The organism is Bradyrhizobium sp. AZCC 1719, assembly GCF_036924525.1.
GTDB lineage: Bacteria > Pseudomonadota > Alphaproteobacteria > Rhizobiales > Xanthobacteraceae > Bradyrhizobium.
On the sequence record NZ_JAZHRU010000001.1, the window covers coordinates 522261 to 539785 of the forward strand.

19 protein-coding genes are annotated in these 17525 nt (G+C 64.0%); 15 read left to right on the top strand and 4 right to left on the bottom strand.

What is annotated here, in order from left to right; translation table 11 throughout:
* Positions 1-76: 76 nt before the first annotated feature.
* The gene (locus tag V1292_RS02575; RefSeq protein WP_334370180.1) at positions 77-1153 is read right to left on the bottom strand and encodes a branched-chain amino acid aminotransferase; all 1077 of its coding nucleotides are present in this window, start codon (positions 1151-1153) and stop codon (positions 77-79) included.
* A gap of 335 nt (positions 1154-1488) precedes the next feature.
* On the opposite strand from V1292_RS02575, the gene V1292_RS02580 reads away from it, so the two are divergent.
* From V1292_RS02580 to V1292_RS02590, 3 genes are read left to right on the top strand one after another with little or no spacing between them, the layout of a single operon-like run.
* Complete coding sequence (locus V1292_RS02580; protein ID WP_334366777.1) at positions 1489-2037, top strand: MarR family winged helix-turn-helix transcriptional regulator; 549 nt, start codon at positions 1489-1491, stop codon at positions 2035-2037.
* A complete protein-coding gene (locus V1292_RS02585) occupies positions 2034-2774 on the top strand; it encodes a response regulator transcription factor (RefSeq protein WP_334370181.1) in 741 nt (246 codons plus the stop codon). The genes V1292_RS02580 and V1292_RS02585 overlap by 4 nt, the downstream gene beginning before the upstream one ends.
* A gap of 8 nt (positions 2775-2782) precedes the next feature.
* Positions 2783-4168, top strand: coding sequence for an ATP-binding protein (locus V1292_RS02590; RefSeq protein ID WP_334370182.1), 1386 nt, complete (start codon positions 2783-2785; stop codon positions 4166-4168).
* Positions 4169-4186: 18 nt separating this feature from the next.
* On the opposite strand, the gene V1292_RS02595 is transcribed toward V1292_RS02590, so the two are convergent.
* Complete coding sequence (locus V1292_RS02595) at positions 4187-4723, bottom strand: DUF3617 domain-containing protein (protein ID WP_334370183.1); 537 nt, start codon at positions 4721-4723, stop codon at positions 4187-4189.
* Between the two features lie 107 nt (positions 4724-4830).
* On the bottom strand, positions 4831-5136 hold the full coding sequence (locus V1292_RS02600) for a hypothetical protein (RefSeq protein WP_334370184.1): 306 nt from the start codon (positions 5134-5136) through the stop codon (positions 4831-4833).
* A 166-nt stretch (positions 5137-5302) separates the two neighbouring features.
* Between V1292_RS02600 and V1292_RS02605 the strand changes: the two genes are divergently transcribed.
* From V1292_RS02605 to V1292_RS02620, 4 genes are all read left to right on the top strand, one after another.
* Positions 5303-5779 carry a hypothetical protein gene (locus tag V1292_RS02605; protein WP_334370185.1) on the top strand — a complete coding sequence of 159 codons (477 nt, stop codon included), beginning with the start codon at positions 5303-5305 and terminating at the stop codon, positions 5777-5779.
* A gap of 123 nt (positions 5780-5902) precedes the next feature.
* A complete protein-coding gene (locus tag V1292_RS02610; RefSeq protein WP_334370186.1) occupies positions 5903-6583 on the top strand; it encodes a ribonuclease T2 in 681 nt (226 codons plus the stop codon).
* Positions 6584-6886: 303 nt separating this feature from the next.
* A complete protein-coding gene (locus tag V1292_RS02615) occupies positions 6887-7747 on the top strand; it encodes a 23S rRNA (adenine(2030)-N(6))-methyltransferase RlmJ (protein ID WP_334370187.1) in 861 nt (286 codons plus the stop codon).
* A gap of 262 nt (positions 7748-8009) precedes the next feature.
* Entirely contained in the window at positions 8010-8225 is a 216-nt protein-coding gene (locus V1292_RS02620; RefSeq protein ID WP_028350729.1) for a cold-shock protein, read from the top strand.
* Positions 8226-8392: 167 nt separating this feature from the next.
* On the opposite strand, the gene V1292_RS02625 is transcribed toward V1292_RS02620, so the two are convergent.
* Complete coding sequence (locus V1292_RS02625; RefSeq protein WP_334370188.1) at positions 8393-9019, bottom strand: outer membrane protein; 627 nt, start codon at positions 9017-9019, stop codon at positions 8393-8395.
* 223 nt (positions 9020-9242) lie between these two features.
* On the opposite strand from V1292_RS02625, the gene uvrC reads away from it, so the two are divergent.
* The 8 genes from uvrC (at position 9243) to V1292_RS02665 (ending at position 17525) form a co-directional block, all read left to right on the top strand.
* Positions 9243-11309 (top strand): excinuclease ABC subunit UvrC, encoded by a 2067-nt coding sequence (gene uvrC / locus V1292_RS02630; RefSeq protein ID WP_334370189.1) that lies wholly within the window; start codon positions 9243-9245, stop codon positions 11307-11309.
* A 102-nt stretch (positions 11310-11411) separates the two neighbouring features.
* Positions 11412-12026 carry a CDP-diacylglycerol--glycerol-3-phosphate 3-phosphatidyltransferase gene (gene pgsA / locus V1292_RS02635; RefSeq protein WP_334370190.1) on the top strand — a complete coding sequence of 205 codons (615 nt, stop codon included), beginning with the start codon at positions 11412-11414 and terminating at the stop codon, positions 12024-12026.
* Positions 12023-12274: a molybdopterin converting factor subunit 1 gene (gene moaD / locus V1292_RS02640; protein WP_028350725.1), complete on the top strand. Its 252-nt coding sequence runs from the start codon at positions 12023-12025 to the stop codon at positions 12272-12274. Before pgsA ends, moaD begins: the two co-directional genes overlap by 4 nt.
* 6 nt (positions 12275-12280) lie before the next feature.
* On the top strand, positions 12281-12748 hold the full coding sequence (locus V1292_RS02645) for a molybdenum cofactor biosynthesis protein MoaE (RefSeq protein ID WP_334370191.1): 468 nt from the start codon (positions 12281-12283) through the stop codon (positions 12746-12748).
* The gene (gene prmB, locus V1292_RS02650; protein ID WP_334370192.1) at positions 12748-13713 is read left to right on the top strand and encodes a 50S ribosomal protein L3 N(5)-glutamine methyltransferase; all 966 of its coding nucleotides are present in this window, start codon (positions 12748-12750) and stop codon (positions 13711-13713) included. Before V1292_RS02645 ends, prmB begins: the two co-directional genes overlap by 1 nt.
* A 107-nt stretch (positions 13714-13820) precedes the next feature.
* Positions 13821-15167: an aspartate aminotransferase family protein gene (locus V1292_RS02655; RefSeq protein ID WP_334370193.1), complete on the top strand. Its 1347-nt coding sequence runs from the start codon at positions 13821-13823 to the stop codon at positions 15165-15167.
* A gap of 102 nt (positions 15168-15269) precedes the next feature.
* Entirely contained in the window at positions 15270-15863 is a 594-nt protein-coding gene (locus V1292_RS02660; RefSeq protein ID WP_334370194.1) for a phage holin family protein, read from the top strand.
* Positions 15864-16052: 189 nt separating this feature from the next.
* Positions 16053-17525 (top strand): EAL domain-containing protein, encoded by a 1473-nt coding sequence (locus tag V1292_RS02665; protein WP_334370195.1) that lies wholly within the window; start codon positions 16053-16055, stop codon positions 17523-17525.

Below are 17525 nucleotides of genomic sequence, written 5' to 3' on the forward strand. Positions count from 1 at the left end.
GCGACTCGACGAGGCGCGCGCTACCGAGCGCTTGAAGTGATCTATCGCTTAAGCGGCGGCGTAATTCCGCCGCCGGTCACAGGACTTTTCTGATCCAGTCGTGCGGATCCGCTGCGCGACCGTACTGAATGTCCACGAGCTTCTTGCGCAGCCCCATGGCGACAGGGCCGGCTACGCCGCCGCTGATCTGAAAATCGCCGCTCGCCGAACACACCTTGCCGATCGGCGAGATGACGGCCGCAGTGCCGCAGGCGAACGCCTCTTTCAGCTTTCCGCTGGCGGCATCGGCGCGCCACTGGTCGATGGTGTAGGCCTCCTCGCGCACGCGGGTGCCGGAATCCTTCGCCAGCGCGATGATCGAATCGCGGGTGATGCCCGGCAGGATCGTGCCGAGCGGCGGTGTCGAGAGCGAGCCGTCGTCGAACACGAAGAAGACGTTCATGCCGCCGAGTTCCTCGATGTAGCGGCGTTCGATCGCGTCGAGGAAAACGACTTGGTCGCAGCCGTGCTCGATGGCCTCGGCCTGCGCGCGCAGGCTCGCGGCATAATTGCCGCCGCATTTGACGGCCCCGGTGCCGCCGATCGCGGCACGCGTATAATTCTCCGACACCCAGATCGACACCGGCGCAGGTCCGCCCTTGAAATAGGAGCCGACCGGCGAGGCGATGACGGCGAAGATGTATTCCGCCGATGGCTTCACGCCGAGGAATATCTCGCTCGCGATCATGAAGGGCCGCAAATAGAGGCTGCCCTCGCCGCCAGGTATCCAGGCGCTATCGATGCGCACGAGCTGTTCGACCGCTTCGATGAAGATAGCTTCGGGCAGCGGCGCCATGGCCATGCGCTCAGCCGAACTGTTAAAGCGCCTCGCGTTGGCGTCGGGGCGGAACAGGTTCACGCCGTTGTCGCGCTTGTAGGCCTTGAGGCCTTCGAAAATCTCCTGGGCGTAGTGCAGGACGGCCGTGGCCGGATCGAGCGGAAAATTCGCGCGGGATTCGACACGCGCGTCATGCCAGCCGTTCGCCTGATCGTAACGGACGATGGCCATGTGATCGGTGAAAATCCGGCCGAAGCCCGGGTCCACGAGCTTGGCCGCGCGCTCCCTCTCAGGAGTTGGATTCGCCGCAGGCCGGATTTCGAATTTCAAACTCATTCCCCTTCGCCCTTGCTTCCCGCTATTGGAATTCGGCGCCCATATTGTTGGCGCCGGCATGCGTCTTCCGGGCCTTCACAGGTCTGGACTTCACCATCACCGGCCTTGCGGCCGGCTTCCGTCGCCGTCATGTCGGTCGAGGACATGCTTTTGCGGGATGCCGAAGTCCAGTATGTTTGCCGAAATGCCGCTCGACAATCGCACGGTAATCCATTTGCGGCCGTTGCCGCCATTGCTGGCTTTTTCCGGCTGCCTGACACGTCACCAGGTTCGAAACGACCTAAAGTTTCGTCGTGGCTGGCAGTTTTGTAACATTGAACCCAAGATATGTCAACATGACTGACATAAATTTCTCAAAGGGCTCCGTAGCCTCCGATTCGCAGGAGGCCGCCAGCCCTGCCCCGCGGGCTGGCGAATTTCGCTGGGACATTATCGAGCTGCTGTTTTTCGCCTATCGCGACTTCGTCGGCGACGCCGACCATGAGCTCGAGGCTTTCGGGTTCGGCCGCGCCCATCACCGCGTGATGCATTTCGTCTACCGCTACCCCGGCCTCAAGGTCGCCGACCTCCTGGACGTGTTGCGGATCACCAAGCAGTCGCTTGGCCGGGTGCTCAAGCAGTTGCTCGACGAAGGCTACATCATCCAGAAGACCGGCAATAACGACCGCCGGCAGCGCCTTCTTTACGCCACCCCGAAGGGCGAAGCGTTGGTGGCAAAGCTCGCAGGGCTGCAGACCGATCGCATCACCCGCGCGCTCCGGGACATCAATCCCGAAGGCGTCGCTGCGATCAGCGAGTTCCTGCGCGCGATGATCGATCGCGACGACCCCGACAAGGTGTTGGAGGCGATCTTCGGGATCGGCAGCAAGAAGCCAAGGGAGTGATCGTGCCGCAAGGAGCAACCATCGCTGCAGCCACCACGCGCGCGCCGCGGCAACTGGCTGATGACGCCCCGCATCTGCTCTTGGTCGACGACGACCGCCGTATCCGCGATCTGTTGTCGCGGTTTCTGACCGGCGAGGGCTACCGCGTCACCACCGCCTCGAGCGCGAGCGATGCGCGCGCAAAACTGCTCGGCCTGCATTTCGACCTTCTGATCCTCGACGTCATGATGCCCGGTGAAACCGGGTTCGAGCTGGCGCGGTTCATTCGCACCTCCTCCTCGGTGCCGATCATCATGCTGACGGCGCGCCACGAGGCGGAGGCGCGGATCGAGGGCCTGCAGATCGGCGCCGACGACTATGTGGCGAAGCCATTCGAGCCGCGCGAGCTGATCTTAAGGATCGGCAATATCCTCAAGCGCTCCGCGCCGCCGCCGGTGGAGGCGCTGGAGCAGATCGCGTTCGGCCCTTACATTTTTCATCTCGATCGTGGCGAACTGCGCCAGGGCGAGGAGATCGTTCACCTGACCGACCGCGAGCGCGAAATGCTCCGCATCCTGGCCGCCAGTCCCGGCGAAACGGTGCCGCGTGCGGCGCTGACCGGCGGCGGCACGGTGAACGAGCGCGCGGTCGACGTGCAGATCAACCGGCTGCGGCGCAAGATCGAGCGCGATCCCGCCAATCCGCTGTTCCTGCAGGCGGCGCGCGGCATCGGCTATCGCCTGGTTGCGTCGCCCTGAGCCAGCTCATGAGCACGCTCGACACCGGCCTGACGTTCATCCGCAACGCGTCGCAACGCGTCTCCAGGGCCAATGGCTGGATGGGCAATGCGTTCAAGAGCTGGATGCCGACCGGCCTCTACGCCCGCGCGCTCCTGATCATGATCGTTCCGATGGTGATCCTGCAAACGGTCGTGGCGTTCGTGTTCATGGAGCGGCACTGGAACACGGTGACGCGGCGCCTGTCGGCAGCCGTCGTGCAGGACATCGCCAGCCTGATCGACATCTACAAGGCATTTCCGCAGGACAAGGACCGTGCGCAGCTCCGCCGCATCGGACAGCGGCTGCAATTGGTCGTCGATTTCCTGCCTGTCGACGACATGCCGCAGCCGGGGCCAAAGCCGTTCTTCTCGCTGCTCGACCAGACCCTATCGTCGCAGATCGGCCGCCAGATTCGCCGCCCGTTCTGGATCGATACCGTCGGCAAGTCCAATCTGGTTGAAATCCGCATCCAGCTCGACGATGCCGTGATGCGGGTGTTCGCGCAGCGCAGCGCCGCCTATGCCTCCAATTCGGAGATTTTTATCTTCTGGATGCTCGGCACATCCTCGATCCTGCTGATCGTCGCGGTGTTGTTCCTGCGCAACCAGATCAGGCCGATCCTGCGGCTGGCGGACGCCGCCGAAAGTTTCGGCAAGGGCCGCGAGGTGCCGAATTTCCGTCCGCGCGGCGCGCGGGAGGTGCGGCAAGCGGCACAGGCATTCCTGGAGATGAAGGCCCGCGTCGAACGCTCGATCGATCAGCGCACCGCGATGCTGGCCGGCGTCAGCCACGATTTGCGCACCATCCTGACCCGCTTCAAGCTCGAACTGGCGCTGATCGGCGACAGTCCCGAAGTCGACGGCATGCGCAAGGACGTCGACGAGATGGCCGGCATGCTGGAGGCCTATCTCGCCTTCGCGCGCGGCGACAGCGGCGAGATCGCGCAGCCGACCGACATGGCGATGGCGCTGGAGGAGTTGCGCAGCGACGCCGAACGCCACGGCCATACCGCAACCGTGACGTTCCACGGCCTGCCGGTGGTGACGGTGAAGCCGGCCTCGTTCAAGCGCTGCATCGCCAACCTGGTTTCCAATGCGGCGCGACACGCCAACACGGTCGCCATCACCGGCCACCGCGATCACCGCTATCTGACGGTGACGGTCGACGACGACGGGCCGGGCATTCCGGTCAACATGCGCGAGGAAGTGTTCAAGCCGTTCCTGCGGCTCGACGACGCCCGTAACCAGGACGAAGGCGGCACGGGCCTCGGCCTCGCCATTGCCCGCGACATCGCCCGCTCGCACGGCGGCGACATCACGCTCGGCGACAGCCCGATGGGCGGATTGCGGGCGGCGGTAAGGGTGCCGGTGTAGTTGGGCGAAGTAGCTCGCTTACTTCTTCGGCATCATGGACTTCAGCTTTTCCATGTCCTTGATGTTCATTTTCATGCCGCCGGGCATCATGGTGTCACCGGGCTTCTGATCGCTCTTGCAGGCGCCAAGCCATTTGGCCTCGATCGTCGTGGTGTTGTCGCGCCCCCCACCGGCCGGGCCACCCTCGCTGCGCGAGGTCGATTTCACGGTATAGGCGGAATTGAAGTCGCCGGTAATCTCGGCATGCGACTTGATCGTCATGCCGGCGATGCCGCAGACGGAATCGGTGACATACCCCGCCGCCGTCTTCTGGATATCCTGCTTCGAGCACATCTCCTTGGCCATCGGCGAGAACGCGGTGCTCATGTCCTTGTCGGTGGTCTCGTCGGTGCATTGCTGCATCGTCATCTCAGGCACCGGCGCGCCTGTGCTCAGCACCTTCATCTCCCATAGGCCGGCCTTGCGCATCGGCAGCTCCACGGCGATAGCGCTGCTCGCCGACAACAGAGCAAGCACACCAACGGCCGAGCAAGACACAAGAAGCAATCGTCTCATAGGTAGGCCCCCGCTGAATTCTTCCATGGCATTCGTCTTCGCGCGAAGTGAACACACGCTCCGCGTGGCGAAAACATGTCCAGCCGGAAAACAGGTAGCGGCAGCGCTCAGTAAAGCGTGCGCAGCGGCCGCTCAGCGGCGCCATAGGGCACCCAGCGGCAGGCAAAGGAAACGTAGCCGCCGTAATTGGGCTGCGCGCCGAGGAATTTCACCACCTTGCCGTAGCGGGCGCAGTGATCGACGGCGAGTTGGCGGGCGTCGGCCTGCATCGCGAGCTGATAGGCGATGATGCCGCCGGTGTCATTGCCCTTGAACGGCGGTACCGTATCGATGTCCCACCACTGCGCCTGCGCCGGCGCGCCCGCCAGCATTCCGCCCATGGCAATCAGGCTCGCGGCCACAATTCTTCGCATCGCAGACTCCATTTCGCTCGAAGCCCACCATAGTGTGCGCCGGTGGCCATGAAAAGAATGGTTGCGGCACGAGGCGGACTTGGCTGTCAGGTGTTGCCGTGCTGCACTTGACCTTGTCAGGGCTTCGCGGCACCGTCCCATGCGTTGGCTTACCGGCGGATTCCCCATGCGCGATTTGTTCAAATCCTTGAGAGCACTCGGTCCCAGAGCACTTGGCCCGATGACGGCGGTACTCGCCTTGCTGGCCTCCAGCCATGCCGCCCAGGCCGCCAATCCCTTGGAATTGAATTTCTGGCTGTCAGGCCCGAAGTATGACGGCCGCGTCGCCGAATGCGAGCGGGCGCTGTCGACCATCACGTACCAATTCCGGGAGAAGGAGGGCAAGTTCTGGAATTCGGCGCTGACGATCACCGGCTTTGGCCGAATCCATGAAACCGCGTTTCGGCCCTGGCAGTCCGACAACATTCCGCGCCGTTATTGCAGTGGCGATGTGATGCTGAGCGACGGCAAGATGCGCACCGTGCACTACTCGATCATCGAGGATGGCGGCTTTGCCGGCTTCGGCCAGGGCGTCGAATGGTGCGTGACCGGGCTTGACCGCAACTGGGCCTACAGCCCCGGCTGCCGGGCCGCACGGCCCTGATCGCCCTGAAATCCGGCAAGCGATCCGGCTGGCTCGGGCCGATTCTGGGGTCAATTCAATTTTGTTCTTGAAATGTTCCGCCTCCCTGCTAGGCTCCCGGTAGTCGAGTAGAGGGGGCGTTCGATGCACCGGTCCATCATTATTTCGCGGCTTCTGATTTCGCTGGCTCTTGTTGTCGTCTTGGCCGGGACGGCGTCCGCACAGGACCGCCGGCAGAACGCGCCGGGCGAATTCGATTTTTATGTCCTGGCTCTTTCCTGGTCGCCCTCCTTCTGCGAGGCGGCGGCTGAGCGTGGCAATAGCGGGCGCTCACAGGCCCAGTGCAGCCGCCCCTATTCCTTCGTGGTTCACGGCCTGTGGCCGCAATATGAGCGCGGCTTTCCCGAATATTGCCAGCGGCCCTCGCCGCGGCTCGATCGCAACATCATGACCTCGATGCTGGACCTGATGCCGGCGCCCGGCCTGATCTTCAACGAGTGGGACAAACACGGCACCTGTTCGGGCCTTGGCGCGCGAGCCTATTTCGAGACCACCCGGAAAGCGCGCGCGGCGGTAAAGATTCCCGAGGAATTCCTGCAATTGTCGGAGCAGAAGACCATCGCCCCCGGCGATCTCGAAGAGGCCTTCATCAAGATCAACCCGGGCTTGAGCAGTTCGGCGATTTCGGTGACCTGCTCGAGCCGGCGCCTGAGCGAGGTGCGGATCTGCCTGAACAAGGACATGCAATTCCGCGCCTGCGACGAGATCGACCGCCGCGCCTGCCGGCGTGACGAGGTGGTGATGCCGCCGGTACGGGGCGGCTGAAGACCCGCTTACCGCCATGCCAGGCATGGCGGCCCGCTTTGCGCAGACTGCTCGAAGTTGTCTGCGTTCCCGGTCATCCACGGCTTATCGTCATCTGCAAGACACGTGGATGGCCGGGACCTATCTGCACCAAAACGTCGTCGGCATTTTGGCCCTGATCCTGAGGCGTTGCGAAGCAGGACCCCTCCCAAGGCTTAGCCGGGTTTTCAGCCCTGGTCCTCCGAAGCGTTTCGCGAAGGAGGACAAGCCCGGCCCCGACGAGTAGAAGACAATACGTCTTCTCCAATTGGTCGGCCGATTGCCATGAACTACCGACACGCCTTTCACGCCGGCGGCTTTGCCGATGTCATCAAGCACATCGTGTTGGTACGCATGCTGACCTATCTGCAGGAAAAGCAGGCCCCGTTTCGCGTCATCGACACCCATGCCGGCGCCGGGCGCTATGATCTTAACGCTGAGGAGGCGCGCCGCGGCGGCGAATGGCTGACCGGCATTGCGCGGGTAATGCAGGCGCGGTTCTCGGAAAGCGCGCTGCCGCTGGTGACCCCCTATCTCGATATCATCAGGGCATTCAACGCCCCCGCCAAGCTGGAAGCCTATCCCGGATCGCCCCTGATCGCCCGCGCTCTGCTGCGGCCGCAGGACCGCCTCACGGCCTGTGAAATCGAGCCCAATGCCCGCAGGCAACTGATCGATGCACTGCGCCGCGACAGCCAGGCGCGGGTGGTCGACCTCGACGGCTGGACGGCATTGCCGGCCTTCGTGCCTCCCAACGAGCGGCGCGGTCTGGTGCTGATCGACCCCGCGTTCGAGCAAAAGGACGAATTCGAGCGGCTGGCCGGCGGATTCGCCGAAGCCTACGCGAAGTGGCCGACCGGCAGCTATCTGATCTGGTATCCGGTGAAGAGCCGGCGCGCCACCGACACGCTGGCACGGCTCGTCGCAGGCGCTGCCGCGGCCAGCAGGCCGGCCGGGAAATGTCTGCGGCTTGAATTCAGCGTTGCGCCGCATGAGCCGGGCGGCCCCCTCGCCTCCACCGGCCTCCTGATCGTCAATCCGCCGTGGACGCTGGCCGGTGAGTTGAAGACAATTCTACCCGAGCTCGAAAAGCCGCTCGGCCAGGGCGGGGCCGGCCGGTTCAGACTGGAGACGCCCAGGCCGTGAGCCTCGGCGCGGCCGGTGAAAAGTGCGAATCGCCGTAGGCAATTTACGCGAAACCGTATTATGCTCAGGCCGTTGGGACTGGCTTTACGTTCCGCTTCCGCGAATGGTTGCGGCGGAGTGATCAAGGCCGAACAAAAATCCGGGTCGATCGGCGGCGTGAATCCGATCAGCTCAGGTGGCCAAGCTTCCGGCAGCGAATGTCCGGTCGGCCGATACGCGAGGTGCGCGTAACGGCAGAGCAGTACGGGGGAGGAGTTTCCCGATGGCCATGACTGGAACAGTCAAGTTCTTCAATGGAGAACGCGGCTACGGCTTCATCAAGCCCGATGACGGCGGCCGCGATGTGTTCGTGCACATCACCGCTGTCGAGCGGGCCGGATTGAAGGATTTGACTGAAGGGCAGCGCATTACGTTCGAGGTCGAACCGGACAAGAAGGGCAAAGGCCCCAAGGCGGTCAACCTGGTGATTTCATCGTGAGCTGACGCTCGCGTTGAACGCGGACTGAATTCTTGCTGCGAAGATCGCGCTGGGCATGGCATCGCCGTCCACAGCGTTGAGATTTGCAATGCCTGCGGCCTGAAGGCAAAAAAAATCCCGGCGACTTACTGCCGCCGGGAGGTGGTCGCCGCCAGTTTCTTTTTTTCTTAGAAGCGCCAGTTCACGCCGGCACGTATCAGGCCGAACCGGTAACCGTTCGACGCGCCCGTAATAACGAAGTTGCTGTTGGCCAGATCGACATAGAGATATTCGATCTTGGCGCTCCAGTTCGGCGCAAGGCCTACCTCGGCGCCGGCGCCGAGTGTCCAGCCCACATTGGTATGAGATTCCGTCAGGCCAAAGGTGGTAGCGCGCAGCTCGCCGAAGGCGAGACCGCCGGTACCGAAGAACAAGACGTTGTTGAACGCGTAGCCGGCGCGGCCGCGAACTGTGCCGAACCAGGGATTGGAAAACTTCCATGGGGCGAAGGTTTCTTCGGCGCCGGTCGCCTGGATGTCGCCTTCGAGACCGAACACCCACGGTCCGCCGTTCTGCCAATTATAGCCGGCCTGGACACCGCCGACGAAACCGGACGGCTTGGCCGGATTGTTTGCGACCGAACCCCAAGCATAGCCGATGTTGGCGCCAAGGTAGGGACCGGCCCAGCTATCGGGACGGAGCAGCGACTGGTTGACGGTATTGGGCGCGCGCGATCCGTAGAGGTCTGCTGCCTGTGCCGACATGGTCCAGCCGGCAGCGATCAGCGCCAGTGCGCCCGATACAACCCTGCTCATCACGCACCCCACGCAACTGCCGCAACCAAGCCCGGCGGGAGATCGGCCTGGTTACGGAACCCCACTTTTTCCGCTAAGATTTATCGAGAGTTTTAAGTTAAAGGGTTGTTAAGCCGGGTTATCCGCCCGCTCATCATTCTTAAGGATCCGTTACCGGCGCCCCCCTCGGCAACGCGCGTCGTGAGCGCTGGCGATGCCGCCTCGCAGCACTTAATTTACGCCCATGGATCACGATTCTACCGACCATCCGAAGCCTCCGAGCAAGGCGCGGCGGGGTTCCCAGCCGGATTTGCCGCCGCCGGACCTGACCGCCGCCGATGTCGATCCCGCAACTTCCGCTGCCGAGGAGGACGACGAGGCTCGCTTGCCGGAAGCGCCAGAGGAACCTGCTGAGGCGATTGCCGAAGGCCCGCTGGCGGTCGGCCACGCAGCCATCGAAAATGCGGTGCGGCTGGCGCCGACCTCTCCCGGCGTCTACCGCATGCTCAACACCGCCAGCGACGTGCTCTACGTCGGCAAGGCGAAAAACGTTCGCAAGCGGCTTGCCTCCTACGCCCGCCTCAACGCACCCTTGCCGGCGCGGATCCTGCGGATGATCGCGGCGACCGTCACGGTCGAGATCGTTTCCACCACGACCGAGACCGAAGCGCTGTTGCTGGAAGCCAACCTGATCAAGCAGTTGCGGCCGCGCTTCAACGTGCAGCTACGCGACGACAAATCGTTTCCTTATATCCTGATCACCGGCGACCATTGGGCGCCGCAGATCCTCAAGCATCGCGGCGCGCAAACCAGGCCCGGACGGTATTTCGGGCCGTTCGCATCCGCCGGCGCCGTCAACCGCACCATCACGGCGCTGCAGCGCGCGTTCCTGATCCGCTCCTGCACCGACGGCTTTTTCGAAAGCCGCACGCGGCCGTGCCTGCTGTACCAGATCCGCCGCTGCTCGGGGCCCTGCACGCGCGAGATCGACTTCCCCGGTTATGGCGAGCTGGTGCGCGAGGCGACCGATTTCCTGTCCGGCCGCAGCCATGCGGTGAAGGAGCTGCTCGCGGCCGAGATGGAGAAGGCGTCGAACGAGCTCGAATTCGAGACCGCGGCGCTTTATCGCGATCGTCTCGCCGCGCTGTCGGCGATCCAGTCGCAGCAGGGCATCAATCCGCGTACCGTGGAAGAGGCCGACGTGTTCGCCATCCATCAGGAAGGCGGCTATTCCTGCGTCGAAGTGTTCTTCTTCCGTACCGGCCAGAACTGGGGCAACCGCGCCTACTTCCCGCGCGCGGAGAAGTCGTTCACGCCGCAGGAAGTCTTGGCCTCGTTCCTCGCGCAATTCTACGACGACAAGCCGCCGCCGAAACTCATCCTGCTGTCGCATGAGATCGAGGAGTGCGCGCTGCTGGCCGACGCCCTGTGCGTCAAGGCTGGCTACAAGGTCGAAATCTCAGTGCCGAAGCGCGGCGAGAAAAAGGAACTGGTCACGCATGCGCTGACCAATGCGCGCGAGGCGCTCGGTCGCAAGCTCGCCGATACCGCGACGCAGAGCCGGCTCTTGGAAGCGATGGCGGCCACGCTCGGGCTGCCGCAGGTGCCGAAGCGCATCGAGGTCTACGACAACAGTCACATCCAGGGCACTAATGCGGTCGGCGCAATGATCGTGGCGGGACCGGATGGCTTTATCAAAAACCAGTATCGCAAGTTCAACATCAAGTCCGAGGGACTGACGCCGGGTGACGACTATGCGATGATGCGCGAAGTGCTGGAACGGCGCTTCAAGCGGCTGTTGAAGCCGCCGGAGGGCGATGCAGCCAAGGCCAAGGCCGACGATGACTCGTTCCCGCAATGGCCCGACCTCGTCATCATCGATGGCGGCCGTGGCCAGCTCAACGCCGTCAGGGAGATTTTCGAAGGTCTGGGACTGACCCAGGTCTCCCTGATGGCCGTGGCAAAAGGCCCGGACCGCGATGCCGGGCGCGAGACCCTGTTCATGCCGGATCGCGAAGCCATCAAGCTCGAACCACGCGATCCCGTGCTGTATTTCATCCAGCGGCTGCGCGACGAGGCACATCGTTTCGTGATCGGCTCGCACCGCAAACTCCGGAAAAAGGACATCCGGGAAGCGGGCTTGCAGGAAATCCCGGGCATCGGCCCGTCACGCAAACGTGCCTTGCTGCATCACTTCGGAACACTGAAGGAGATCGAGCGGGCCTCGATCGCGGACCTCGGCAAGGTTCCAGGCGTTAGCGCCGAGAGCGCCCGCAAGATCTTTGAGTTTTTCCATGCACAGGCGGGTTAAGGGGACTTCACGTCGAGAGGCATGTCATTTGGGCGTCGCCTGCGGCAGATGATCTAAATCCGCACGGTTGACCTTCACGCTCCAGCGGTATTGGTAAGACGGATGAACATCGCGACAACCAAGGGACAGGCCAAGACCCTGTCCCTGCCGAATATTCTAACCTACGCCCGTATTGCCGCCATTCCGGTGGTGGTCGGCTGCGTTTTCGCCCAATCCATCCAGGACGGCCCGCTCTGGCTGCGCTGGGTAGCGCTGGCGGTCTTCCTCGCCGCCGCCGTGACGGATTACCTCGATGGCTACTATGCGCGAATTTGGGACCAGCAATCCGCCTTTGGCCGGATGCTCGACCCGATCGCCGACAAGCTCCTGGTAGCGTCCTGCCTCTTGATGCTGGCAGCCGATAGCAGCATCCATGGCTGGACCCTGTGGGCCGCCATCGTGATCCTGTGCCGCGAGATCCTGGTCTCGGGCTTGAGGGAATATCTCGCGGCATTGCGGGTCAGCGTACCCGTGACCAAGCTGGCCAAATGGAAGACCACGATCCAACTGGTCGCAATCGGTTTCCTGATCGCGGGCGAGGCGGGCGAGCAGCTCCTGCCTGCGACCACCCTGATCGGGATCATCCTGTTGTGGATGTCGGCGATCTTCACGATCTACACCGGCTGGGACTATTTCCGCGCCGGGATCCATCACCTCATCAAGGAGGATGAGGGATGAGGGTCAAGTATTTCGCCTGGGTGCGTGAGCGGGTCGGCGTCGCGGAAGAAACCGTCGAGCCGCCGGCCGACGTGCGTACCGTGAGCGATCTGATCGGCTGGCTTTCCAGCCGTGGCGAGACGTACGCCCATGCCTTCGAGAAGCCGAAGGTGATCCGCGCCGCGATCGACCAGGCCCATGTCAAGCCGGATGCCGTGATATCAGGCGCACGCGAGATTGCGTTCTTCCCGCCGATGACCGGCGGCTGACCTACTATGTCCGTCACCGCGACCATTCGCATCCAGGAAGCGGATTTCGACGCTGCGCAGGAGATCGCGGCGCTCACCAGAGGCCGCACCGATATCGGCGCCGTCGTCACCTTCAGCGGCATCTGCCGCGGCAGCGAGAACGGCGAGCCGATCGCAGCCCTGACGCTCGAGCATTATCCCGGCATGGCCGAAGCCGAGATCGGGCGCCACGCCGACGAGGCGCTGTCGCGCTGGCCCTTGCAGGGCCTCACCGTCATTCACCGGTTCGGCCGCATCGCGCCGGGCGAGAACATCGTGCTCGTGGTAACCGCCTCGCCGCATCGCCAGGCGGCATTTGAAGCGGCGGAATTTTTGATGGACTACCTGAAGACCAACGCGCCGTTCTGGAAGCGCGAGGAAAGCGAAAAAGGCGCAAGCTGGATCGAAGCGCGCGATCATGACGACGCCGCCGCCGCGCGCTGGACCAAGTCCTGATGGCCAGGCGCACCAAGCCGGCGGCGAAGCGCGGCCAGACCACACCAAAACTTCCCAAGGTCGGCGCGGGAGAACTGCTGACGCTGCTCGATTTCGCCCGCTATGCCGTCAGCCGCTTCGTCGAGGCCAAACTGGTGTTTGCGCACGGCACCACCGATCCGCTCGCCGAAGCCGCATTCCTGGTCTGCGAAGCGCTGCACCTGCACCCCGAGCAGTTCGAGACGTTCGCGACCGCGCGCGTCACCGCCGCCGAAGGCAAGAATATCCTCGATCTGATCGCGCGCCGCGTCACCACGCGAAAGCCCGCCGCCTATCTCGTCAACAAAATCTACATGCGCGGCCTGCCCTTTTACGTCGACGAGCGCACCATCGTGCCGCGCTCCTTTATCGGCGAATTGCTGGACCAGCACTTCGGCCGCGACGGCGATGACGAGGCGGGCTCGCTGATCTCGGATCCTGACACGGTGGAAAGCGTGCTCGATCTTTGCACCGGCTCGGGCTGTCTTGCCATCCTTGCCAGCCGGAATTTTCCGAATGCGGCGATCGACGCCGTGGATATCTCCAAGGATGCGCTCGAAGTCGCCGCGCGCAATGTCGGCGACTACGGGCTTCAGGACAGGCTCACGCTGTACCGCGGCGATCTGTTCAAGCCGCTGGGGGATAGACGCTACGATCTCATCATTTCCAATCCGCCCTATGTCGATGCGGAAGGCATGGCCGGCCTGCCGCGCGAATGCCGTGCCGAACCGAAACTCGCCTTCGATGGCGGCTTCGACGGGCTCGACATTGTCAGGCGCATCCTCGACGAGGCGGCCGCGCACCTGACGCCGCAGGGCGGGCTATTATGCGAGATCGGCCGCTGCCGCCCGCAACTGGAAGCCGCCTATCCGCAACTGCCGCTGCTCTGGCTCGACACCGAGGATTCCGAGGGCGAAGTATTCTGGATCGCGGCGACCGATCTCTGAATTTGCCGGAGTTTGCGCGAAAATATCTGGTCGTGGCGGCGTTCCCGTGTCGCGACGAAACTGATACCTTGGGGCAAATCCGACGTTCGAGCTGAAAGAGGCCGCCCATGCTGGACAAGAGCCCCCGCCCCAACCCCGTCAACGTTCCGAACGATCTCGCCGCGCACTGGATGCCGTTCACCGCGAACCGGGCGTTCAAGAAGAACCCGCGGCTGCTCGCCGGCGCGAAAGACATGCACTACTTCACCGTTGACGGTCGCAAGATCATCGACGGTGCCTCGGGCATGTGGTGCACCAATGCCGGACACGGCCGCACCGAGATTTCGTCGGCGATCGCCAAGCAGGGCGAGGCGCTGGACTACGCGCCGCCGTTCCAGTTCGGCATCCCGCAGGCCTTCGAACTTGCGAGCCGCATCGCCGAGCTGGCGCCCGACGGGCTCGACCATGTGTTCTTCTGCAATTCCGGCTCGGAGGCGGCCGACACCGCGCTCAAGATCGCGCTGGCCTATCACCAGATCAACGGCCAGGGCAGCCGCATCCGCCTGATCGGCCGCGAGCGCGGCTATCATGGCGTCGGCTTCGGCGGCACCGCCGTCGGCGGCATCGTCGGCAACCGAAAACTGTTCGGCTCGCTGCTCACCGGCGTCGACCATCTGCCGGCGACCTATGACCGCGAGAAGCAGGCGTTCAGCAAGGGCGAGCCGGAATATGGCGTGCATTTCGCCGACGAGCTCGAGCGGCTCGTCAACTTGCATGGCGCCAACACCATCGCCGCCGTGATCGTCGAGCCGATGGCCGGATCGACCGGCGTGCTGCCGGCACCGAAGGGCTATCTTAAGCGGCTGCGCGAGATCACCCAGAAGCACGGCATCTTGCTGATCTTCGACGAGGTCATCACCGGCTATGGCCGGCTCGGCTTCGCCTTTGCCGCCGAACGCTATGGCGTGGTGCCTGATATGCTGACCTTCGCCAAGGGCGTCACCAACGGCGCCGCGCCGATGGGTGGCGTGCTGGTGCGCGACACCATCCATGATGCCTTCATGAGCGGCCCGGAACATGTGGTCGAGCTAACCCATGGCTACACCTATTCCGCGCACCCGCTGGCCTGCGCCGCGGCTCTTGCCACGCTCGACATCTACCGTGACGAGAAGCTGTTCGAGCGCGCGCGTGAGCTCGAGCCGAAATTCGCCGACGCCGTGATGTCGCTGCGCAACGAGCCGGGCGTCGTGGATATCCGCACCATCGGCCTGACCGCCGGCATCGATCTCGCACCGGTTGCCGATGCGCCCGGCAAGCGCGGCTTTGCCGGGCTCAACAGCGCCTTCCACGATAATGACCTGATGCTGCGGGTGGCCGGCGATACGCTGGCGCTGACGCCGCCCCTGATCATCACCGAAGACCAGATCGGCGAGATCATGGACAAGGTCGCCAAGGTGATCCGAGCGACGGCGTAAGCGCCAGCATCGGCTCTGGCCGGGCAGGAACATTCGAAACGACCCCGCGTTCATTACGTTTGGCGGAGGCGATCCTGCCTCCGCCAGCGGAGGGTTGCGGAAATGCTCGCGCCTTCGAGCGGCTTGCTGCGCGCCGCAATCGGACTGAAGCTGAATCAGGTCAAGCTGGCGACGCGGTCGTATTTGCGCGATCGGACCCATCAGGCGACCGGAACGATGACTTCCTATGCGATCGCCGCAGGCCTGTTCGCCGCAGCGGGCATTTTCCTGATCGCCGCCTGCCTGGTGGGCATGACCGCGCTGTTTCGCTGGATCGAGATCCATTACGGGCCGTTTTGGGCCTTCGGCGCGATCGGCGCACTGCTCGCGACAATCGCCGCGATTTGCGCCGGACTCGCTGCCGCCAAACTCAGACAAGAGCCGCCGCAGTTTCCTTCGCTTACAAGCCGCCTGCGCGTGGCGATCAAGGCCAGTCCGATTGAACCAGATCAGATCGAAGCGACGCGGGACACCGCCAGGTCAACTTTGCAGTCAATTCTGCAGGCGCCTTCGGCACCTCCCACGCGCAGCCGGGCTCGGCGCCGATCCCCGGGAAGGGACACCAGGCATCTGCAGGCCGGTCTTATCCTGATGGCGACATTATTGGGCTTGGCGGCAACGCGACGGCGATGGCATGCGCGGCACTCGGACGTTTGACGGCGCAACGGCGCTGGCTATTGCACCGCTTTGATCGCAGGTTCCTACCGTGTTCAAAGAACACTAGCTCTGCGAATCAACATTGATGCTAAGGTTGCGCTGCTGGGGAAAGCGCAAGTCAGACAATGCCTGAAACTTCCGTGTTTTCCCGGGGGAGCACAGTTTGGACCTGAGGGCGTAGCGCGCGACATGATTCGCATTTCGACGATTTTCATCGCCATCTGCATGGTGCTGGTTGCAGCCTCCCTCGGCCTCGTCCTGCATGCGGTGGCGGGCTTCAACGGCACCGAATCCGCGATCGTGGCGCTCACCGCGCTGACCTTCCTGATCCTCTACAACGCCGTGTCGATGCGGCTGCGCGACCGCTCCGACGTCGGCGGCCAGATCGCCGACCTTTCCCGTGGTACCGCCGACCTCGCCCGTCAGGTCGCCGAATTCGGCCGCCGGCTCGCCGCCGTCGAGGGCCGCCTGGTGTCGGCGAACTCCGCAAGCTCCGACCGCATCCAGGCGGTGGTGGGCGAAATCAACGAGCTCGGCGTCCTGGTCAAGCAATTGGCCGTCTCGGTGGCGGGCCATGAGGACCTCTTGGCCCAGGGTGCCGTGGCCGCGGCCCCCGCCCCGGCGGGCCGCCCGGATCCCGAACCTCCGAGCGAACCGGCGGTCGCCGCAGAGCAAGCCGCGCCGATCGTCGCCAGGCCTGCGCCGGCTGCTGCCGCAAGGCCGGCAGCGGCTGCAATTGCCGCGGAAGCCGCTCCGCCCTCGCGCAACCAGCCGCAACTGCTTGCCGCGGTGAAGAACGCCGTCGAGGAAAACCGGCTCGATATCTACCTGCAGCCGATGGTGACGCTGCCGCAGCGCAAGGTGCGCTTCTACGAGGCGGTGACGCGGCTGCGCGACGACAGGGATCAGATCCTCGCCGCCGATGATTTCATCCCCACCGCCGAAGCCGGCGGGCTGATCGGCAAGATCGATCACATGGTGATGCTGCGCTGTATCCAGGTGTTGCGCCGCCTGATGGTGCGCAACAAGGATGTCGGCGTGTTCTGCAACGTCTCGGCGGCGACGCTCGGCAATGCCGCCAATTTCGCGCAATGCCTCGACTTCCTGGAGGCCAATCGGGCGCTGGCGCCCTCGTTCGTGCTCGAATTCAAGCAGGCGACGTTCCGCCAGCTCCGCCCGACCGAAATCGAGAATCTCGCCGCGCTGTCGCAGCGTGGTTACCGCTTCTCGATCGACCATGTCACCGACTTGCGGATCGAGCCGCGCGACCTCGCCGATCGCGGCGTCCGTTTCATCAAGGTGCCCGCGGCATTGCTGCTCGACCCCAAGCAGAGCTCGACCTCGGACATCCACCCTTCCGATCTTTCCGACCTGCTCGGCCGTTTCGGCATCGACCTGATCGCCGAGAAGATCGAGGGCGAGCGCGCGGTGGTGGACCTGCTCGACTACGACGTGCGGTTTGGACAGGGCTTTCTGTTTGCACCGCCGCGGCCGTTGCGGCCCGAGGGGGCATCTGCTACCGGCGGGGCGGTAGCGAACAAGGAATCCGGCAGCCCCAATGGCCCCAGCAACCCCGTCCCCATGGCCAGCCAGGCCGCAGAGCCCCCGATGCGCGCGACCGGCAATGCCGCGTTGGCGCGCCGTGCCGCGGGACCGGGCTAA